This is a genomic window from Paenibacillus hamazuiensis (assembly GCF_023276405.1).
GTDB classification, from domain to species: Bacteria; Bacillota; Bacilli; order Paenibacillales; family NBRC-103111; genus Paenibacillus_AF; species Paenibacillus_AF hamazuiensis.
Window position 1 is genome coordinate 3,136,979 of the sequence record NZ_JALRMO010000001.1, and the last position, 20,406, is coordinate 3,157,384.

Sequence of the window (20,406 nt, forward strand, 5' to 3'; positions counted from 1 at the left end):
CCTTGCTTTCAGATTAAAATAAACATTCGCCTACGCAATAATCGCTTCTTCGTCCTCCAGGCGGACGGAGACGAGCTTGGATACCCCGCCCTCCTGCATCGTCACGCCGTACAGCACGTCCGCTTCCTCCATTGTCCCCTTGCGGTGGGTGACGACGATGAACTGCGTCTGCTGGGAAAATTCGCGCAAATAAGCGGCAAAACGCGCCACGTTCGCTTCGTCCAAAGCGGCCTCGACTTCGTCGAGCACGCAGAACGGCACCGGCTTCACGTGCAAAATCGAGAACAGCAGCGCCATGGCGGTCAGCGCCCGCTCTCCGCCGGAGAGCAGCTGCAGGTTTTGCAGCTTTTTGCCCGGCGGCTGGGCGACGATTTCGATGCCCGTATTCAGGATATTTTCCGGTTCGGATAAAATCAAGTCGGCCCGTCCGCCGCCGAACAGCTTGGCGAAGACGACGACAAAATGCGAGCGGATCGCGTCGAACGTCGTCTTGAACCGTTTGGACATCTCCTCGTCCATTTCCCTGATAACCATGTAGAGCGCCGTCTTCGCTTCGATCAGATCGTTTTTCTGCTCGGTCAAAAACTGGAACCGCTCGTTCACCCGCTGGTACTCCTCGATTGCGCCCAGGTTGACGTCGCCGAGCGAAGCGATTTCCCGCTTCAGCTCGCGCACGCGGTTTTGCGCGGCGGGGACGTCCTCCGGCACCGGATAGCGCATCTTGGCCAGCTCGAAGCTGAGCTCGTATTCTTCGGCGAGCTTTTTAAGCAGGTTTTCCAGCTCCACATCCAGACGGGCAAGCCGCACCTCGGTCTGATGCATCTGCTCCTCCACGTGCTTCAGCTGCGTGCGCTGCTCGCGGGTTTTGTTCTCCTCCTGCTCAAGCTGATGCTGCCATTTGGCGCGTTCGGCGCGTTTGAAATCAAGCTGCTCCGAGCATTCCTGCTTCTTCAGCTTCAGATCGTTTAGCAGCTCGATTTGCGCCACATGCTCCGTTTCGTGGTTTTCCATGTCCCGCTCGAGCTGATCCAGCAAACCCCGGCTCGTGGCGAGTTCCTGCTCGGCGGCGGCCAATTCGCTCTGCAAACGATGCTGCTGATCGGAGAGCGACATCTTCTCCTGGGTGAGCGAAGCCACCTTAATCTTGAGGTCGGTCAGCTGCGTCTGCAGCTCTTCCTTCTCCGATTCGCTCGCTTTCCGTGCGAGCTCGGCATTTTTGATCGCCTGCTGCAGCGCCGCTTCCTCCTGCTGAAGCTGCTGCAGCGATTGCTCGGCGGCCAGCTTGCGCGCCTCCAGATCGCGGCATTCGGCGTGAAGCGACTCGCGATCTTGGCTGTACAGCGCAAGCTGCTCGTCCACCTGCTTCGATTCGCTGTCCAGCGGCCCGAGCTCGGCGCGGATTTGCTGCTCCTCGATCCGCTTTTGCTCGCCGGTTTGCCGCAGCTGCTCGAGCTCCGCCGTTTCCCCGGCGATCTCCTGCTTCACCTGCGCAGCGCGCGTGCGCAGCTGCTTCAGCTGTCCTTCGGACACGGCGATTTCCTTGTCCATCTCCTCGATTTGACGCTGACGGCTGAGCAAGCTCGTCTTCTTCTGCTGCTGGCTGCCCCCCGTCATCGAGCCACCAGGGTTGACGACGTCGCCTTCGAGCGTGACGACCCGGTACCGGTACTGCACCTTGGCCGCGATCCGGTTGGCGTCCTCAAGTGTGCCGGCAATGATGACATTGCCCAGCAAGCTGGAAAAAATCTGCTCATACCGTTCATCGAACTGCACAAGGTCGACGGCTATGCCGATGAAACCCGGCGCGCTCGTCACCTGCTTTTTCTCGTGTTCGGCGACGGAGCGGCCGCGAATGACGTCGAGCGGCAGAAACGTCGCTCTGCCGAGCTGGCGTTTCTTCAGAAAAGCGATCGCTTCGCGTCCGTTCGCTTCGTTTTGCACGACGATGTGCTGGAGCGCCCCGCCGAGTGCGGTTTCCATCGCGATCTCGTATTGTGCCGGCACCTTGACGAGCTCGGCGACCGCACCGTGAATGCCGCGCAGCCCGTCCTGACGGTCCTTCGCCTTCAGCACTTCTTTGACGCCGAGCATAAAGCCGTCGTAATCGTTCGCCATCTCGCGCATCGTGTCGCGGCGGGAGACGAGCGCATCAAGCTTTTGCTCCCATTTCCGCACCGCGCCCTGGGCCTCGTCAAGCAGCAGCTGCTTATCTTTAAGCCCCTGCGACACGTCGAGATACCTTTGCCGCACGTCATTAATTTCGCGCACGACGACTTCCAATCTCGAGGTAAGCTCCTGTTTGCGTTTGGCGATCTGATCCTGCTGCTCCTGCCATTTCTTGCGCTCTTCCTCAAGCCTGTCCAAACGGCGGACGATGCTTTCGAGCTGCTGCTCCGCATAACGGGCTTCATTGCGGGCTTGCGCCATCTCGTTCAGCTTGTCCAGCAACTCTCCCTTGAGCAAATCCTCAGCCTGGCTGCTGATGCCCCCGGCCACGCCGAGCAAACGTTCCTCTTCCGCGGTAAGGCGTGCCTGATATTCCTTAAGCTCCGCCGAAACGCCAACCGCTTTGCCGCGAAGCTGTTCGATGTCGGACTGCCTGTCCGTCAGCCGCTGCTCCTGCTGCGCGATCGTCTGAATAAGCTGATGACGGTTCGCGCCGTAGTTCTTTTTGCGCTCCTTCAGCACCTCGCCGTGCCCTTCGCATTTCTCGAACTCCTCGCTAAGCACAAGAAGCTGCGCTTGCAGCCGTTCGACCTCCTCTTCCAGGCGTCGCGTTTCCAGGCGGTGCTGCTCGAGCTGCGCGTCATGCATGCTGACGACGCTCGACAGCGACAGCTGCTCCTTCTCCAGCTCCTTCAGCTTGTCTCCGGCCTCTTTCCAGGAAGCGTGGATTTGCTCAATCTGGTAAACATATACGGATATTTCGCTTTTTTTCAAAAGCTCTTTCAGCTCTTTATAACGGATCGCTTTCTCCGATTGGATGCGCAGCGGCTCGATTTGATCCTCGAGCTCGGAGACGAGGTCGTGAATGCGAAGCAGGTTTTGCTCCGTTTCCTCAAGCTTCCGCTCCGTTTCCTTTTTGCGCGATTTATATTTGACGATGCCGGAAGCTTCCTCGAAAATGCCGCGGCGGTCTTCCGACTTCGTGCTCAAAATTTCCTCGATGCGCCCTTGGCCGATGATCGAATAAGCTTCCTTGCCGATCCCCGTATCCATGAACAGCTCGGTAATATCCTTCAGGCGGCACGCCTGCTTGTTGATAAAATACTCACTGTCCCCGCTGCGGTGTACCCGCCGGGTAACGGTCACCTCGTTGAAATCGAGCGGCAGCGAGCCGCTGGAATTATCGAGCGTGAGCGAAACTTCCCCGTAGTTAACCGCTTTGCGTGCATCGCTCCCGGCGAAAATGATATCCTCCATTTTGCCGCCGCGCAGCGAACGGGCGCTTTGTTCCCCGAGCACCCAGCGGATGCCGTCGGAAATATTGCTTTTGCCGCTGCCGTTAGGCCCGACGACCGCGGTGATGCCTTGCACAAATTCCAGTTCGGTCTTATCCGCGAACGATTTGAACCCGGAAAGCTCCAGTCGTTTCAAAAACAATAGTCTCACCTGCCATGAATAATTGCCATTCCGTCAGACCGCCTCGTGCCGGACCGGGTCCGATGCACGGTGCCGATGCCGACGTATCAAACCGGCAAACGGGCAACCGGTTTAGTTCTCCGAAGCCCCCGTCTCACAATGCCGCAGGCTGTATGCCACCGTTGTCTTCGCTATTGTACCATAATCCGGCTCGTATGGGTGAGTGTTTCCGCGAACCAAACAAAAACAGCGCAAACGGAAGGATCCGTATTGCGCTGTTTCGCATAAGCTTATTCCCGCAGAACCTGCAAAGATTTCAGCGCCTGCGCCGCGGCATGCTGCTCCGCTTCCTTCTTGGAGCGGCCGCTGCCCTGCCCAAGCTGCTCCCGGTTCAAAAACACCTCGGCGACGAACTCACGCTCATGCGCCGGGCCGCGCTCGTCTACAATGCGATACTCCACGGCGCCCAGATTGTGATGCTGCGTGTACTCCTGCAGCTGCGTTTTATAATCAATGGTCAGCAGACGGCCGTGATCCGGCAAGTTCGGAAACATATGCCGGTTCAAAAACTGCTTGACCGTATCCAGCCCCTGGTCCAGGTAAAGTGCACCGATGAACGCTTCAAACACGTCGGCGAGCAGCGCCGGCCGCGTCCTTCCTCCGGTCAGCTCTTCCCCTTTGCCAAGCAGGACGTAAGCGCCGAAGTTCAGCTCTTCGGCAAAGCCGACGAGCGACGGCTCACAGACGATCGAAGCTCTCAGCTTGGTCAGCTCGCCTTCCGAGCGGTCCGGGTACCTGTCGAACAAATATTCGGAAACCGTCAGCTCCAGCACGGCGTCGCCCAAAAACTCCAACCGCTCGTTGTCTTTAAAATTGGCCATGCGGTGCTCGTTCACATAGGAGGCGTGCGTAAACGCCTGTTTCAACAGCTCCGGATTGCGGAACGAAAGCCGAAGCTTATCCTGAAGCTGCTTCAAATTCCGATGCACAACCTTCACCACCTGTTCTGCCGAAAATCGCATGAATTAGGCTTCTTCATCCGGAGAGGAATTATGCCTCGTATTGTTTCAACACGATGGTCGCGTTATGCCCCCCGAAACCGAACGAATTCGACATCACGATGCCGAGGTCCGCTTGCCGTGGCACGTTCGGCACATAATCGAGATCGCATTCCGGATCCTGATTATCCAGATTGATGGTCGGCGGAATCATGCCGTGCTTCAACGCCAACGAGCAAATCACAGCCTCTACCCCGCCGGCGGCACCGAGAAGATGGCCCGTCATCGACTTGGTCGAGCTTACCGCTACCTTGTAAGCGTGGTCACCGAGAGCGAGCTTGATCGCCGTCGTTTCCGACTTGTCCCCTACCGGCGTCGAAGTGCCGTGCGCATTGATGTAGTCCACATCGGACGGCTCGATGCCCGCGTCACGAATCGCTTTTGCCATGCACCTCGCGGCTCCGTTCGGATCGGGATCGGTCATATGGTAAGCGTCGCCGCTCATGCCGTAGCCGATCACTTCGCCGTAAATGCGGGCTCCGCGCTTTTGCGCATGCTCCAGCGACTCGAGAATCAGAATGCCCGATCCTTCGCCCATGACGAACCCGTCGCGGTCGATATCGAACGGGCGGCTAGCTTTCTCCGGCTCGTCGTTGCGGGTCGACATCGCGCGCAGCGCGCAAAAGCCGGCCACGCCGGTCGGGCTGATCGTCGCTTCCGCGCCGCCGCAAATCATCACATCCGCATCGCCGCGCTGGATCAGCTTGAACGAGTCGCCGATCGTATGCGTGCCCGTTGCGCAGGCGGTCACCGCCGTGCTGTTCGGGCCTTTGGCGCCGGTAATCATCGAAATTTGTCCCGACGCCATGTTGGCGATCATCATCGGGATAAAAAACGGGCTGACGCGCTTCGGCCCTTTTTCCAGCAAAATCTTGTGCTGCTCTTCCCATGTGGCCAAACCGCCGATGCCGGAGCCGACGTAAACGCCTACACGCTCGGGATCGGTATCTTCCTGTATATTCAGGCCGGCATCCTTGACAGCCATCAAGCTGGCCGCCACGGCGAACTGGACGAATCGGTCCATCCGGCGCGCTTCTTTCTTGTCTACAAAATCTTCCGGATTAAAATCTTTGATGGAGGCAGCAATTCGAGTCGGATACTCGCTTACATCAAAGGCTTCAATCAGGCTCACTCCGGATTTGCCGGCCATCAGGTTACCCCAGAACGTTTCCAAATCCCGTCCGATTGCAGTCATAACGCCAAGACCGGTAATGACAACTCTCTGCTTCAAGTGATCCACCTCTATCTGCGATAATTACAGCTCGTATTATGTAAAGGATTGTGAAAATGGAGTTAAGTCCCGCTTATGAGAAAACGGGACTTAAACGGGGTTAGGTATGGGATTGTATGTAGTTAACTACTTCACCTACAGTAGTTATTTTCTCTGCATCTTCGTCAGAGATCTCCATATCGAACTCATCTTCCAGTTCCATAACCAGTTCAACTACATCTAAAGAATCTGCACCTAAATCATCTTTAAAAGATGCTTCGAGGGTGACTTCAGCCTCATCAACTCCAAGACGATCGATGACGATTCGTTTTACGCGATCAAATACGTCGGACATCCGGTTCACCTCCTCTTTGGTATTATACTTAAGTTATGGACAAAATGCCATAGCTTGTTTCTGCCTTAAATATACAAGCGGAATGCCGAATTTTGCCGAAAACGGAGCGGTTTACATGTACATGCCGCCGTCGACGTGAATCGTCTGCCCCGTCATATAGGAAGCGTCGTCCGAAGCGAGAAAACGCACCGCCTTGGCGATGTCCTCCGGCTGTCCGAGACGGGCGAGCGGGATTTGCTGCAGCAGCTGGTGCTTCAGTTCCTCGGAAAGCTTGTCGGTCATGTCAGTCGCAATAAAGCCGGGCGCTACCGCATTCACCGTAATGCCGCGGGAGGCCAGCTCCTTGGCCGCTGATTTCGTCATGCCGATCACGCCGGCCTTGGCGGCGACGTAATTCGCCTGCCCCGGATTGCCAAGCGCTCCGACGATGGAGGAGATATTGATAATCCGTCCGAAGCGCTGCTTCATCATCGGCCGCGTTGCCGCCTTCAAGCAGTTAAACACACCTTTAAGGTTCGTGTCAATAACCTGGTCGAATTCTTCTTCCTTCATGCGCATAATTAAATTGTCCCGAGTGATGCCGGCATTATTCACCAAAATGTCAATTCGCCCGAATTCTTCCAGAACCAGTTTGAACATGTCTTCCACTTCGGCGGATGAAGCGACATTCGCTTTGACTTTGAACGACTTGCGGCCAAGCCCTTGGATCGCTTCGACCACTTCGGCGGCCGCCTGCTCGCTGCCGGCGTAATTGACGACGACGTCCGCGCCCGCTTCGGCCAAACCGATGGCGATGGCGCGTCCGATTCCGCGGGATGCGCCGGTCACTAATGCGACTTTTCCGATAAGCATGGATTTCCTCCTTCGAAACTTATATTTTCAGCGATTGGGCCGCTTCGAGGCTGTTCACGGAGTGGATATTGACGTTTTTGTCGACCTTTTTGATCAGTCCGGCAAGCACCGTACCCGAGCCGATTTCCACAAATGTGTCCACGCCTTGTTCGATCAGCCAAGCGACGCTGTCTTCCCAAAGCACCGGGGAATATACTTGCTCCACGAGCAGCTCGCGGATGCGCTCCGGCTCCGTGACGGCCCGAGCGGTTACGTTGGCGACGACCGGCACCGCTGCCGGCTGCATCGGCATACCGGCGAGCACGCCGGCCAGCTTCTCGGCCGCCGGTTTCATCAGCGACGAGTGGAACGGCCCGCTCACTTCAAGCGGTATGACCCGCTTCGCGCCGATCTCCTTGCCCTGCTCCTGGACCGCCTGTACGCCGGCTTTGCTGCCGGATACGACGATTTGGCCAGGGCAGTTTACGTTGGCGAGCTCCACTACGCCGATGTTTGCGCTGATCGCACCGCAAAGCTCGCGCAGCGCTTCGCGCTCGGCGCCGAGCACAGCGGCCATCGCGCCTTGTCCGCCGGGCACCGCCTGCTCCATAAATTCGCCGCGGGCGCGGACGGTTTTCACCGCATCTTCGAACGATAGGGCGCCTGCCGCAACGAGTGCGCTGTATTCGCCCAAGCTGTGGCCTGCCGCAAAGTCCGGCCGGATGCCTTGCGCCTTCAGCACCTCCAAATAAGCGATGCTCGTCGCAAGCAGCGCGGGCTGCGTATTGTATGTGATTTTCAACTCATCGTCAGGTCCTTCGAAAATAATCCGGGTAAGCGCAAAGCCAAGCGCCTCGTCCGCTTTGTCAAATACCGCCTTGGCTCCGGCATGCGAGTCGTAGGCGTCTTTGCCCATGCCGACCGACTGGGCGCCTTGTCCCGGGAATACGAATGCGATTTTGCCCATAGCTGTAAAGCTCCTTTCTGCCAAAAAATAGGCGCTGCATCCCCGGTTTCCGCTGCGTACGGAAATCGGAAGAGCACCAGGCTACAAGCCGACAAAAGACGCAAAAATTCGCGCAACCTCTTGAACCGGCATAACGTTACACGTATCGTCCATATTACCAGATCAGCACCGATGCGCCCCAGGTCAGCCCGCCTCCGAAGCCGACAAGCACCACGCAGTCGCCTTCGCGAAGACGTCCTTCCTCCGCCGCTTCCGCCAGCGCGATCGGGATGGAAGCCGCCGATACGTTTCCGTAACGGTGCAGATTGATCATGCATTTCTCCTCCGGCAAGTTAAGACGCTCCAGAGCGGACTGAATGATCCGGATATTCGCCTGGTGCGGCACGAGCAGATCGATGTCTTCCTTGTCCATACCCGCCTTGCGAAGAGCTTCTTCGGCGGCGTTGCCCATGATGCGCACGGCGAACTTGTACACTTCGCGGCCTTCCATGTAAATGTAATGCTGCTTCGCCTCAAGCGACGCCGGGGAAGACGGGTTGCGCGAGCCGCCGCCTTCGATTTTCAGGAGCGGACCGCCGGAGCCGTCTGCCCCGAGCTCGAACGAGCGGAAGCCGCGGCCTTCCGGCACTTGTCCGAGTACGACGGCTCCCGCACCATCGCCAAACAGGATGCACGTGTTGCGGTCGGTGTAGTCGGTAATTTTCGACAAACACTCCGCCCCGACGATCAGCGCGTATTTATAGGTTCCGGTGGCAATGAAATTAACCGCATTGGCGAGCCCGTAAATAAATCCGGAGCACGCTGCCGACAGGTCGAACGCCGCCGCTTTTTTCGCCCCCAGCTTGTCCTGCAAAATGCATGCCGTCGAAGGGAACGCCATATCCGGCGTAATCGTCGCAACGACAATCAAATCGAGCTGTTCGGCGGTGATGCCCGCTTTACCCATCGCTTTGAGCGCCGCCTGATAGGCCAAATCCGAGGAGGCCTGATCCTCTGCGGCAAGCCGGCGTTCGCGGATCCCGGTTCGGGTGACGATCCATTCGTCGTTTGTTTCCACCATCTGCTCCAGATCCTTATTCGTCAAAACCCGCTCGGGCACGTAGCTGCCCGACCCGATGATGCCTACGGGAATTAAGTTCATGTATTCACACTCTCGCTTCCGCTTTGAATTTCCAGCGATATGCTGCGGACCAGGTCGTTTTTCAGTGCGATCCTCGCCTGCCTCACCGCATTTTTCACAGCCCTTGCGTTCGAGGAGCCGTGGCTTTTGAGCACCAGGCCGTCTATGCCGAGAAGCGGAGCCGCTCCGTGCTCCGTATAATCGAACTTGTCGCGAAACGCCCTCAGGCCCGGTCTGACGATTGCCCCGGCCAGCTTCGTCAGCCATGTGCGGGTCAGTTCCGTACGCAGCGCCGTAAAAATCGTCGTCGCTGCGCCTTCGAGCGATTTAAGCATGATGTTGCCGGCAAAGCCGTCGCAAACGATCACGTCGCACCCGGCCTGCAAAATATCGCGGGATTCGACGTTGCCCACGAAACGAATCGGCGCCTTTTCCAGCATAGGAAATGCCGCCTTCGTCAGCTCGTTGCCTTTCATCGCTTCAGTGCCGACGTTGAGCAGACCGACCCGCGGCCGCTCGATGCCGTGCACTTTATTGCGGTAAATGCTGCCCATGATCGCGTACTGCACCAAATGCTCGGCGGACGCGTCCATGTTGGCCCCGAGGTCGAGCGCCAGCACCCCTTGTCCGTCGAGCGTCGGAATCATCGGCGCCAGCGCCGGGCGCTCGATCCCCTTCATGCGGCCCACCACAAGCAGCGCCGTCGTCATCAGCGCCCCGGTATTGCCCGCAGAGATGAACGCATCGGCCTCCCGCTCCTTCACCATCCGGCCGGCCACGACCATCGACGAATCTTTTTTGCGGCGAACCGCTTTCACCGGCTCGTCATCCGGTTCTATCATTTCGGAAGCATGAACGATTGCTATATTGGACGGCATGGACGAGATCAGCGGTTCGATCTTCGCCTGATCGCCGACTAAAATAATATCGGTATCGGTCCATTCCTTCGCTGCTTCGATTGCGCCCTGCACTATGACGTCCGGTGCATGATCCCCGCCCATGGCGTCAATCGCTATCCGCATCCATGTAACCTCCTTCGGAACGGCTTTTCGTCTTCGAATGAAAAATGATGAAGTTGCCTTGAAACACAACCTCGTCCCCTACGTAAGTAAACACTTCCACCTTAGCTTTCCCTTTCGATATCGACCGCACGTACGCTTTTGCGATACATTTTTCACCCAATTTGACAGATCTTAAAAAGCGGATGTCGGCGGAAGCCGTAAGCGCGATCTCATCGTTGATGACCGCTACGGCCAGCGAATTCGCCTGGGAAAAAATATGGTGGCCGCGCGCGATCTGATTCCGGGAAAACACATGCTCCTCGCGGATTTCAAACATCGAGATGCCACTTTTGTCGAGCTGCAGATCAATGACATCGCCGATCACCTCATGGATGGGCAGCGAACGGACCTGGTCGTATGTTTTTTCCGCCATATGTTTGATCCTCTCGCGCAGCTCGGGAATGCCAAGCTCCAGCCGGTCGAGACGAATCGTTTGAATGCTGACCTGGAACATTTTCATCAATTCTTCGTCCGTAATAAACGGATTTTGCTCGATGGCCTGAGTCAACCGCTGCTGACGCTCGCGTTTAGGGAGGCGTTCGATGGCAACGCACCGCCTTTGTCTATTTATGTATTCGCCAAAACTTGTTTTATTACCAGGTACTAAACGTTAGTATATTAAAAGTTGCCCCGAAAGGGAAGCGAAAATTGCCCGGAATCCAAAAAAAATAGCACCTCACCGACGATGAAGTACTATCCTTAGCAATTACTTGTTAATGATTTCTCTGCCTTTGTAAGATCCGCATGTTTTGCAAACGCGGTGCGCGAGCTTCAGCTCTCCGCATTGATCGCATTTCACCATGCCCGGAACTTCCAATTTAAAGTGAGTACGGCGCTTATCGCGACGAGTTTTAGACGTTCTTCTCTGAGGTACTGCCATATTCCCACCTCCTTCAACAAAGTAAGGCCTTAATCCTTGAAAAAATCCGCCAGCCCGGCCAAGCGGGGATCGATTTTTTCCTGTTTGCAGCCGCACGGCGACTCGTTGCGGTTCGTGCCGCAGACGGGGCACAGCCCCTTGCAATCTTCATCGCAGAGCGGAACGTAAGGGAGCGAAAGCAGCATGCTCTCCAGCACGAAAGGCTTCAGATCGACTTTGTCTTCCGTCACGTAGATCGTTTCGTCGTCTTCGTCTTCTTCCTGCTCGCCCGCGTCTGTTTTGGCAAACGTTTCATCGAACGGGATCTGCAGATGCTCATGCAGGTGTTTGAGGCACCTGGAGCAGGGCACTTCCACATCCATCGTCAGCGTTCCGTGCACATGAACCGCGCCGGATTCATAAGTTGCCTGCAGATCAGCCTTGAGCGGACTTGCGCCGAGCAAGTCTCTCCGGTCCCCCAAAATGCCGTTCAAATTGAATTGCTCCGTCAGACGTTCGGTGTTGCCTTTCTTCGCCAACTCTTTTATATTGATCAGCATGCGGTATCACCCCAAACAAACAAAAATTATTATATCGATATTTCCTTCGGTTTGTCAACATTTTGCTGTTTAAAAGCGAAATGCATGCGGACGGGCCTTACGTCCGTTTATCGATTCTTGCGGGTGAAGCGGGATCGGTCCTTGCCGCCGATCTGTCGCCGGCACGCTTCTTCCTGTATAATTGGTTAAAACCACGCTTTTTATTTTTTGCTGCCCGCCAGTTTCAAAAGGGAATCTATCATTTCTTTCCGGAGGCTCACTATGAAAACGGTCGGCCTGATCGTCGAGTACAATCCTTTACATAACGGTCATATGTTCCATTTCCGCGAATCGAAGCGGGTGGCGGAGGCGGATGCCGCCATCTGCGTGATGAGCGGCCATTTCCTGCAGCGCGGCGAGCCTGCGGTCGTAAATAAGTGGGCGCGCGCCGAAATGGCGCTGCATATGGGCGCCGACGTCGTGCTCGAGCTGCCCGTCGCCTTCGCCCCGCAGCCGGCGGAATGGTTCGCGTACGGCGCCGTGTCGGCGCTCGAGGCGACCGGCGTCGTGGACAGCCTCATCTTCGGCAGCGAAAGCGGCAGCCTCGCGTGGCTGGACGCGCTCGCCGCGCAGATGGCCGACGAAAGCGGCGGCTTCCGGGCGCTGCTGCGCGAGCGGCTGAAAAGCGGCGCACCGTACCCCGCCGCTTACAGCGAAGCGGTCGCCCGCCATGTCGGCGGCGTCGACGCGGAAGAGCTGGCGAAGCCGAACAATACGCTCGGCCTGCATTATTTGATCGCGCTGCGCCGGCTGCACAGCGGCATCCGCCCGTTTACGATTGCCCGGCAGAAAGCGGGCTACAACCAGGCGCACATCGACGACGAGCATATCGCGAGTGCGACGGCCATCCGCCGCCTGCTCTTCGAGGAGCGGCGGCTTGAGGCGGTGCGGCCGTATGTGCCGCAGGCCACGTACGACGTCCTGCGGCGCGAGTGGGAGGCCGGACGCGCGCCGCTGTCGTGGGACAGCTTCGCGAAGCCGCTGCTTCACGCGCTGCTCAGCCGCTCCGCCGCCGAGCTGGCCGAGCTGTGCGAGGTCGGCGAAGGGCTCGAGCATCGCATCAAGACGGCGCTGCCGCGCCTCGCGCCGGACGAGCCGCTCCCGGTCGAGCAGCTGCTCGGCGAGCTTAAGACGAAGCGCTACACGCGCACGAAGCTGCAGCGGATGCTGCTGCGCATTTTGCTCGGCCACCGCAAGCGGCAGCTGACCCCCGAGCTGCTGCGGCAGGGCGTGCCGTACCTGCGCGTGCTCGGCTTCAGCGAGAAAGGCCGGGAGCTGCTCAAAACGATGAAAAAAACGGCCAAAGTCCCGGTGCTGACGAAGGTAACCTCCGCCTCTCTCGCTCCCGGCAACCAAATCTTGCTGCAAATGGATATCGATGCGACGTCGGTGTACGCCCTCGGGTATCCGAACGCCACCTCGCATGATTTGTTCCGCGATTATTACGAACCGCCGGTTCGGCTGGATTAAATCTTCGGCGGCAGCTGCTCCAGGTACTTCAGCGCATCGTCCAGCGTCGCCACCGGAACGATCTTCATCTTGGAATGAATCTCCTCCGCCCGTTTGTTGGCGTCGGAATAGTTTTTGGCCGGCGGCGACGTCGTAGCCGTTTCCGGCGTTTCATCCCGGGGCGCAAAAAAGATTTCCGCCCCCTCCTTGTCCGCGGCGATCACTTTATGCTGGATGCCCCCGATCGAGCCGACCTTCCCGTTCGGATCGATCGTGCCGGTTCCGGCGATGCGGTAGCCCTTGGTCAAGTCGCCGGGCGTCAGCTGGTTGTAAATTTCCAGCGAAAACATAAGCCCGGCCGAAGGGCCGCCGATTTCCCCCGCCTGGATCGTCACCTGCTTGTCTTCCTGCTCTGCGAGAATCGACTGCACGTTGGCCGGCACGACGCCGAGCCCCGCCCGCTCCTCCTTGGAAATGACGTTGCCCTTCTCGTCCTTGTCCGGCGGCAGAGCGGTGAGTGTCAAATTGGCCGTCTTCTCTTCGTCTTTCCTTTTGTAAGTGAGCACCACGGTGTTCCCGGCTTTCTTCGTTTGCAAAACACGATTGAGCTCCACGGTCGTCCGGACCGGGCTGTCGTTCACCTTGACGATGTAATCTCCCGCCTGAAGCACTTTTGCCGCCGGATAGTCCGGCAGCGTCCGCAGCACCATTACACCGTCATTATGAATGTTGAACGGAATTTTCAAATGCCGGTAAGCGGCTTGAATCGCATCCATCTGCGACGTCTGCATCACCACTTCCTGCCGGGTCGAATATTCCTGCTCGTTTTCGCCGTTTCTGAAAACCGCCGACTTCGCGTAAATTTCCCGGTACGGATTCAGCAGCGCCGCGGCATAATTGAATACGCTGGCATCGCTGACGCGCACCGTCGTCAGCATGAAGCTGCCCTTTTCCTCGGGATCCGCCGCTTTCACATGCACCATCGGCTTGATCACGTCTGCCGTTCCGGGGGAAAACACGAAATACGGCAGCGGCATAAAAAACACCAAGTAGAGCACACCGAGCCCTATGAACACGGATGTAAAGATGCGGGATTTGCTCTTTGCGATCAAAGGACGGCGTTCCATCGCGCTGCTGCGCCCCTCTCCTTATATTGAATCTGTTGAATCTCGCCTCTCCGGCGCGCTTTTCGTCAATGCTTTGCTTTCCGTTCTGCCGGCACTTCCATAGAATATGCGCAAAGGGCTTGGTCTAAAGAACCGTTTCGCCGCGTAAACATGTACCATTCGAATTCCGTTTGGGGGGATTGGCATGAATGCACGGAAGCCGGCGTCCGCCCGCCCGCAAACCACGGTCGTTTTAGGCATGCTGGCGCTTATGTTCGTCGTGTTTATCATATTGTTTCCCGATAAAGCGTTTCAAGCTTCGCTGCAAGGCTTAAACGTCTGGTGGAAGCTCGTATTTCCGGCGCTGCTTCCCTTTTTCATTTTGACCGAAATCATGGCCGGCATGGGCGTCATACATGGTATCGGCAAGCTGCTGGAGCCGCTGATGCGAAGAATGTTCGGCTTGCCGGGGGCCGGGGGCTGGCCGCTTGCCGTCGGCTGGATCGCCGGTTTTCCCGGCGGAGCCGCGGCGACTCAAACGATTGCGGCGGACAAGCTGGTGCGGCCGCATGAAGCCGACAAGCTGCTCGCGCTTTCGCATACGTGCAGCCCGATATTTTTAATGACCGTCGTGGGCGTCGGCTTTTTGCAAAACCCCCGGCTTGGGCTGGTGCTTGCCGTCATCCACTATGCTTCCGCCGCCGTGCTTGCGCTGATCGCTGCGCGATTCCGTTCGGCTGCGGGAGCCGTGGATACCGCGGCAGACGAACCCCGCTCCCCCTGGCTGGAGCATCCCGATCCCGGCGCCGGCCTGCTTGCCAAAGCGATGTTCGCCATCAAGCTGGCGCAGCGAAACGACGGACGCACCTTCGGCAAGCTGCTCGGCGACTCCGTCGTTTCCGCGGTGCAAAACCTGATGGCGATCGGCGGTTATATGATGATGTTTTCCGTTTTGATCGCCGTTATCCATTTAAGCGGCCTGATCGAATGGATCAGCCGCCTGTCCGGCGCAATTGGCATTTCCCCGGAAGCTGCGTATCAGCTGCTGACGCTCATCCTGCCAGCTCTGACGGAAGTCCACCTCGGCGCCTTCGCGATCAGCCAATCGGATGCGCTGCCGCCGATATGGCAGGCCGCCCTGTTGAGCGCGGGGCTCGCTTGGGGCGGCTCCTCCGCCCATCTTCAGATAAAAAGCCTGACGGCCGGCATCGGTATCCGCTTCGCCCGTTTTATCGGGCTGCGCGCGCTTCATGCGCTGCTCGCTTTCATAACGACCTTGATCGCCTGGACTCCGCTTAACCGTTATTTCGTAGGTGCCGAGCCGAGCTTTTTTTCGCTGACCGGCGGCGCCGGAATCGATTCCGGCACCCATGCGCTGAAAAACGGGCTGTGGTTTCTCATCAGCCCGATGATGCTGCAGCTCGCCGTTATATTGCTGTTCCTGCTTGTCCTGTCGATCGGCATATCGTTTATTTGGCGCAACCGCCAGGGCGAATAAACTCGTGTGCCGTTATGTAAATTTGCGGTTCAGCGCCTGCTCCACCGCTTCCGGCACCAGATCGCCGACCGAACCGTGGAAGCGGGCGATTTCCTTGACGATGCTGGAGCTTAAAAACGAGTGCTGCGGCGACGTCATCATAAACAGCGTTTCGATTTCCGGATCCAGCTTGTTGTTGGTCGAAGCGAGCTGCATCTCCCATTCGAAATCAGAAATGGCTCTAAGCCCCCTTATGATAAGGCGGGCGTTTTTTTGCTTCACATAGCGGATAGTCAAATCCCGGAAGCTGTCGATCTCCACGTTCGGCAAATCTTTCGTGACCTCCCGCAGCAGCTCCTTGCGCTCCTCTACGGTAAACAGCGGATTTTTGCTTGAATTGTTCAGCACGGTGACGATCAGCTTGCCGAATACTTTCGACGAGCGGCGAATGATGTCGAGGTGCCCGTTCGTTACCGGGTCGAAGCTGCCCGGGTATACGGCGATGATCGATTGTTGGTCTGCAGTCATTGTATTCATCTCCTCTAAGAGTCCGAATCATTGATGTATTTGAAAATCGATACGGCCGTCTCTCCGTATTCCGCGCGGCGCAGCGGCACGCACCTGCCGATCGGATCGTCGTAGACATCGCCGGCATCATGCTCCATCACGATTGTTGCTGAATCCGCAAGCAGCCCGTGTTCCTGCATCGTTTCGACAAGCTCGCGCAATATTTTAAGCCGGTACGGCGGGTCGAGAAACACCAGATCGAACTGCGCCTTCCGTTTCGCCAGCGCCTTCAGCGCTTTGCCGGCGTCATTGCGGTATATTTCGGCTTGCTCTTCGAAGCCGGCAGCCTTGACGTTCTCGCGGACGATGTCGACGCTTTTTTTATCCATATCGGTAAAGATCGCCCGGCTCATCCCACGACTCAGCGCCTCAATCCCGAGCCCGCCCGTACCCGCAAACAAATCCAACACCAGACCCCCGTCGAAATACGGGCCGATCATGCTGAAGATCGCTTCCTTCACTTTATCCGTCGTCGGTCTTGTGCCCATGCCCGGGACGGCCTTCAAGCTTCTTCCTTTGGCCGAGCCAGATATCACTCTCACGCCTTGTTTCCGCCCTTTTTGCTAAGTTTTGGTGCTGCAGTATTGCTATCGTACCATAATAAGGTATGATTTCTCAAAAAAAAGTTTGGATGCCGATGTATATTTTCCCTGGATCGTGTGCATCATGATAGTATCGACATAAAATATGTCGTAGACAACCGCGGAGAAGACTTACGTTCCCCATAAGCTCTTCGTCCGGTTTCTCCTCTCCCATGAAGGGGCTCCGAAAGGAGCCCCGAAATATTATCTGTTATGCAGAACCCGCGAAGCCTTGTGCCGCGCGGTTTTTTGTTGTTTCTCGAACAAAGTTATTAAGTTTTGAAAAGCTCATTTCTGTTGACGAATTTAGTGCGTCATCTCTCGACGTGCTGCGTTTTTGCAACCCGACTTTTTTGTTTTTGTCTCCACCTTCTCAAACGCGTTGATCTTTGCACAAATTTCACGCAACCATTGATAGGGGTAATCTACACGCATTACAATAAATACAGAAAGGAGTGTAATATAGATTGGATCGATATGTTTATCCCGCGCTGTTCGAGACAGAGGAAGGCGTCGAAGGGTACACTGTTTCATTTCCAGATATCCGCGGTTGTCATACGGAGATACCTTAGAAGAAGCCTTGTCGAATGCAAAAGAAGCTCTGGCATTGCACCTGTACAGCATGGAAGAAGATGGCGAAGAGATACCCGCCCCTTCCGATCCCGGCAAACTAGAGCCGGTCGAGGGCGGTTTCTATACGCTTATCGAAGTTCGCACCGGGCTAATCCGCGACAAGCAGCTCAACAGATCTGTCACGAAGAATGTTACTCTTCCTCGGTGGCTTGAGCTTGAAGCCACCAAAGCCGGGCTCAATTACTCTCAGATCCTTCAAACACGCATTGAAAGAGGAATTAGGGATTGTCAATAAAAAGTAATGGATACTAACAATCCGCCGTTTGCTGTTGATCGAGGGATCTTTATGTCATGAAGTTTGATTTTGACAAGCGGCCCGACACAGGATAGACTCTTACAACTAGTTTTATTCCAGATAAGGAGGCCCCTCATGCTCTATTTGAAAATAAAGCCGTTAATTAAACTTATCGTTACCTGCCTTACCGCCTGGGGGCTTTATACAATTACACAATTTATTTATAAGTTACTTTAAGTTTCTTTGGCTGATCAGCGTCAATGCACAACCCCGGCCGCCGAGTCGGCCCCGAGCTCGGGCAAATATTTTCCGATCACGCTTGAAATATTAATCCCCAGATACAAGCTCATGCGAATCTCGACTTCATCCCGCGCGGTTTGCGCGGGGAAGCATACTTTGCCTTCGTAGCCGCGGCAGTTATAGGCCGCCTCCACCCCATCCCTGCTTACTTTTTCACCGTATACTTTCACGGCACGTCGGCGCATGCCGCGCTGAACCTCGCCCAGTTCATACGAAACCCGGTCCATCGCCGCCGTCATGGCGGAAACGATCGGACCCGGCGTCTTAAACACTTGCTCCGACTTGCGGATGTCCCGTTCGAAAACCATCAAAACGACCGTCAAAAAAATAGTTTCTTTAATTAATCGCATGTCCTCCGATGTGGGCATCGGCGCGTCCATAGCGAACACCTCGCTTTTATACGAACATATATTCGTATTATATACCGAACAAGTACCTTTCATGCAAGAGGGGCTTTAAAAAAATCGTGAGGAACCCTCCGATCTTATAACGGTTTGCTCATATTTTACCGGCGGCTGACAAATGCTATGGCCAACACTGTTAACGAGGTGAGCGGATGGAGCCCATCCTCCCTTTCGAACCGGTTCGCAGCGAACATATCCCTACCGGAGATAACTGGATCTACGAGATCAAGTGGGACGGAGTCCGCATTCTGACGTACTTTGACGGAACAAACTGCCGGCTGTTTAACCGCAAGGCAAACGACCGCACGCTGCACTATCCGGAAATTCGCGACGTCTCCGCTTATACCCGGGCCCATTCGTTTATTTTGGACGGGGAAGTGGTGGCGCTTGCGGCGGACGGCAAGCCGTCCTTCCACGAGGTGATGCGGCGCGACGGATTGCGGAGAATGGACCGGGTCGAGCAGGTGCAACGAACCGTCCCGATCTATTACATGGTATTCGATATCCTTTTCTTGAACGGAAACTGGATTCATCAGCAGCCATTGGAGCATCGCCGAAACGTGCTGCACAACGTCGTCAAACCGCGGGAACACGTACAAACCGTCGCTTCTCATGAAGATGGGGACGCTCTGTTTCGGCTGATGCGGCAGCAGGGAATGGAAGGCATCGTTTGCAAACGGCTGGACAGCACCTATGCGATCGGCGGCAAAGACCATCGATGGGTAAAAGTGAAAAACTACGGGGATATCATTGCCGCGATCGGAGGTTTTACGCTGAGCGGCGGGATCGTGAATGCCGTTTTGCTCGGCCTTTTCGATTCGCAGGGCCGCTTCTGGTATATCGGGCACACCGGAACGGGGAGGCTGAGCAAAGCCGACTGGCGCGAGCTGACGGATAAGCTGAAGCCCCACATCGTAAACGACCGGCCGTTTGTCAACAAGCCGGATCGCCATAACGACGCCATTTGGGTGCGCCCCGCCATTACGGTCAAAGTGATGTACACGGAATGGCGCCTGCATGAAGGACGGTCGCTCCGGCAGCCCAGCATCCAGGCTTTTACCCATATCCCGGCGGGAGAATGCGTTTTTCCCCAGCCTTAGCTAGGCTACCATGCCCATTCCCGCGAATCCCCCGACCCGCAGCTCAGGTAAAAAGGAACCGCCTTTCGGCGGCTCCCCTGAATCGGGTGAAGGGGCAGGTACCCGTCCGCCTTACCGATTTTTAGTTATATGCCCTTAAAACGGCGGCTCAGGATCGCTCCCGTGCCTCACCGTTTTCCGGACCAAGCTCGAACATAAGTTTCCTAAGCGACAGTTCCTTTTTCAACAACTCGATAAATTCTGCGTCCAATCTTAATTCACAAGCTTTTTTATAAGCATCCATTAAATGATCGTCACTTATTGGCAGCAATGATAACTACTCCTTTGCAGCGAACGGCATCCTGCCCCCTCACCTACGTTTCATTATGAAGATCGAAGCATGTGTGTTCCAGCATATTCCAAATGGCACAAAAAAATTAAGCCCCTGAAGTTCAGGGACTCTGCATTTGATATCAGGCTCACATCCACGGTTAATAACTGATCAATGAGGCCATCAAAATTCCGGTCGCCAAGCTGAGAAAAAACGAAAACATGCCGACCGATACGTTGCCTTTCGGGATTTCTTCCACCACTTTAAACGGAGTAAACCATTCAAATAAATAAAACGTGACGATTTGGAACGCGATGCCCAGCAGTCCCCACACGACCAGATCCAGCAGGCCGACGGAATGAAAAACGGCCGAAGCGAGCACCAGCGTCTGACCGACCAGCTTGCCCCCCAAATCGTAGGCCGCCGCTTTGGCCGCGGCGGCCTGAGTGCCATCGTTATCCTGCGCGCCATGCCGGATTAAAGCAAATTCGTTGTAAGGCGTTGTCCATGTAAAAAAGAGCAGCCCGAGTCCGATCATCGGCAGCGTTACCGCCAAATAGATCAGAAAGTTTATAATGTTGCTCCATTGATCCATCCGTTTT

The 20,406-nt window shown here is 56.2% G+C and carries 21 protein-coding genes; 4 read left to right on the plus strand and 17 right to left on the minus strand.

The annotated features are described in order from the left end of the window. Positions 1–30: 30 nt before the first annotated feature. From smc to MYS68_RS13880, 11 genes are all read right to left on the minus strand, one after another. Positions 31–3,603 (minus strand): chromosome segregation protein SMC, encoded by a 3,573-nt coding sequence (gene smc / locus MYS68_RS13830; RefSeq protein WP_248926405.1) that lies wholly within the window; start codon positions 3,601–3,603, stop codon positions 31–33. A gap of 269 nt (positions 3,604–3,872) precedes the next feature. Next, the gene (rnc, locus tag MYS68_RS13835; RefSeq protein WP_248926406.1) at positions 3,873–4,604 is read right to left on the minus strand and encodes a ribonuclease III; all 732 of its coding nucleotides are present in this window, start codon (positions 4,602–4,604) and stop codon (positions 3,873–3,875) included. 28 nt (positions 4,605–4,632) lie between these two features. Then, entirely contained in the window at positions 4,633–5,871 is a 1,239-nt protein-coding gene (fabF, locus tag MYS68_RS13840) for a beta-ketoacyl-ACP synthase II (RefSeq protein ID WP_248926407.1), read from the minus strand. A gap of 100 nt (positions 5,872–5,971) precedes the next feature. Then, on the minus strand, positions 5,972–6,205 hold the full coding sequence (gene acpP / locus MYS68_RS13845) for an acyl carrier protein (RefSeq protein ID WP_248926408.1): 234 nt from the start codon (positions 6,203–6,205) through the stop codon (positions 5,972–5,974). Between the two features lie 111 nt (positions 6,206–6,316). Further along, entirely contained in the window at positions 6,317–7,057 is a 741-nt protein-coding gene (gene fabG, locus MYS68_RS13850; protein WP_248926409.1) for a 3-oxoacyl-[acyl-carrier-protein] reductase, read from the minus strand. 19 nt (positions 7,058–7,076) lie between these two features. Further along, positions 7,077–8,003 carry an ACP S-malonyltransferase gene (fabD, locus tag MYS68_RS13855; protein WP_248926410.1) on the minus strand — a complete coding sequence of 309 codons (927 nt, stop codon included), beginning with the start codon at positions 8,001–8,003 and terminating at the stop codon, positions 7,077–7,079. A gap of 154 nt (positions 8,004–8,157) precedes the next feature. Next, the gene (locus MYS68_RS13860) at positions 8,158–9,144 is read right to left on the minus strand and encodes a beta-ketoacyl-ACP synthase III (RefSeq protein WP_275983473.1); all 987 of its coding nucleotides are present in this window, start codon (positions 9,142–9,144) and stop codon (positions 8,158–8,160) included. Then, the gene (plsX, locus tag MYS68_RS13865) at positions 9,141–10,145 is read right to left on the minus strand and encodes a phosphate acyltransferase PlsX (protein WP_248926411.1); all 1,005 of its coding nucleotides are present in this window, start codon (positions 10,143–10,145) and stop codon (positions 9,141–9,143) included. The genes MYS68_RS13860 and plsX overlap by 4 nt, the downstream gene beginning before the upstream one ends. Then, positions 10,129–10,755, minus strand: coding sequence for a transcription factor FapR (gene fapR / locus MYS68_RS13870; RefSeq protein ID WP_420852220.1), 627 nt, complete (start codon positions 10,753–10,755; stop codon positions 10,129–10,131). Before fapR ends, plsX begins: the two co-directional genes overlap by 17 nt. A gap of 135 nt (positions 10,756–10,890) precedes the next feature. Continuing rightward, positions 10,891–11,064, minus strand: a complete 174-nt coding sequence (rpmF, locus tag MYS68_RS13875) for a 50S ribosomal protein L32 (RefSeq protein WP_248926412.1) — start codon at positions 11,062–11,064, stop codon at positions 10,891–10,893. 29 nt (positions 11,065–11,093) lie between these two features. Continuing rightward, positions 11,094–11,603 carry a YceD family protein gene (locus MYS68_RS13880; RefSeq protein ID WP_248926413.1) on the minus strand — a complete coding sequence of 170 codons (510 nt, stop codon included), beginning with the start codon at positions 11,601–11,603 and terminating at the stop codon, positions 11,094–11,096. Positions 11,604–11,864: 261 nt separating this feature from the next. Here MYS68_RS13880 and MYS68_RS13885 point away from each other — a divergent pair, with 261 nt between their 5' ends. After that, positions 11,865–13,112, plus strand: a complete 1,248-nt coding sequence (locus tag MYS68_RS13885; protein WP_248926414.1) for a nucleotidyltransferase — start codon at positions 11,865–11,867, stop codon at positions 13,110–13,112. Here MYS68_RS13885 and MYS68_RS13890 read toward each other — a convergent pair. Beyond that, positions 13,109–14,218 carry a SepM family pheromone-processing serine protease gene (locus MYS68_RS13890; protein ID WP_248926415.1) on the minus strand — a complete coding sequence of 370 codons (1,110 nt, stop codon included), beginning with the start codon at positions 14,216–14,218 and terminating at the stop codon, positions 13,109–13,111. The genes MYS68_RS13885 and MYS68_RS13890 overlap by 4 nt on opposite strands. Before the next feature lie 184 nt (positions 14,219–14,402). Between MYS68_RS13890 and MYS68_RS13895 the strand changes: the two genes are divergently transcribed. Then, the gene (locus tag MYS68_RS13895) at positions 14,403–15,695 is read left to right on the plus strand and encodes a nucleoside recognition domain-containing protein (RefSeq protein ID WP_248926416.1); all 1,293 of its coding nucleotides are present in this window, start codon (positions 14,403–14,405) and stop codon (positions 15,693–15,695) included. Positions 15,696–15,707: 12 nt separating this feature from the next. On the opposite strand, the gene coaD is transcribed toward MYS68_RS13895, so the two are convergent. Beyond that, a complete protein-coding gene (gene coaD / locus MYS68_RS13900; protein WP_248926417.1) occupies positions 15,708–16,202 on the minus strand; it encodes a pantetheine-phosphate adenylyltransferase in 495 nt (164 codons plus the stop codon). 14 nt (positions 16,203–16,216) lie between these two features. After that, entirely contained in the window at positions 16,217–16,783 is a 567-nt protein-coding gene (gene rsmD, locus MYS68_RS13905; protein ID WP_248926418.1) for a 16S rRNA (guanine(966)-N(2))-methyltransferase RsmD, read from the minus strand. Between the two features lie 619 nt (positions 16,784–17,402). Here rsmD and MYS68_RS13910 point away from each other — a divergent pair. Continuing rightward, positions 17,403–17,690, plus strand: a complete 288-nt coding sequence (locus MYS68_RS13910) for a type II toxin-antitoxin system HicB family antitoxin (RefSeq protein WP_248926419.1) — start codon at positions 17,403–17,405, stop codon at positions 17,688–17,690. 257 nt (positions 17,691–17,947) lie between these two features. On the opposite strand, the gene MYS68_RS13915 is transcribed toward MYS68_RS13910, so the two are convergent. After that, entirely contained in the window at positions 17,948–18,433 is a 486-nt protein-coding gene (locus MYS68_RS13915; RefSeq protein WP_476742040.1) for a YhjD family protein, read from the minus strand. A 113-nt stretch (positions 18,434–18,546) separates the two neighbouring features. Here MYS68_RS13915 and MYS68_RS13920 point away from each other — a divergent pair, with 113 nt between their 5' ends. Further along, on the plus strand, positions 18,547–19,494 hold the full coding sequence (locus tag MYS68_RS13920; RefSeq protein WP_248926421.1) for an ATP-dependent DNA ligase: 948 nt from the start codon (positions 18,547–18,549) through the stop codon (positions 19,492–19,494). Between the two features lie 148 nt (positions 19,495–19,642). On the opposite strand, the gene sda is transcribed toward MYS68_RS13920, so the two are convergent. Both sda and MYS68_RS13925 read right to left on the minus strand, forming a co-directional pair. Then, positions 19,643–19,804: a sporulation histidine kinase inhibitor Sda gene (sda, locus tag MYS68_RS38535; RefSeq protein ID WP_275983474.1), complete on the minus strand. Its 162-nt coding sequence runs from the start codon at positions 19,802–19,804 to the stop codon at positions 19,643–19,645. A gap of 160 nt (positions 19,805–19,964) precedes the next feature. Next, a complete protein-coding gene (locus MYS68_RS13925; RefSeq protein WP_248926422.1) occupies positions 19,965–20,399 on the minus strand; it encodes a DUF350 domain-containing protein in 435 nt (144 codons plus the stop codon). Positions 20,400–20,406: the final 7 nt, after the last annotated feature.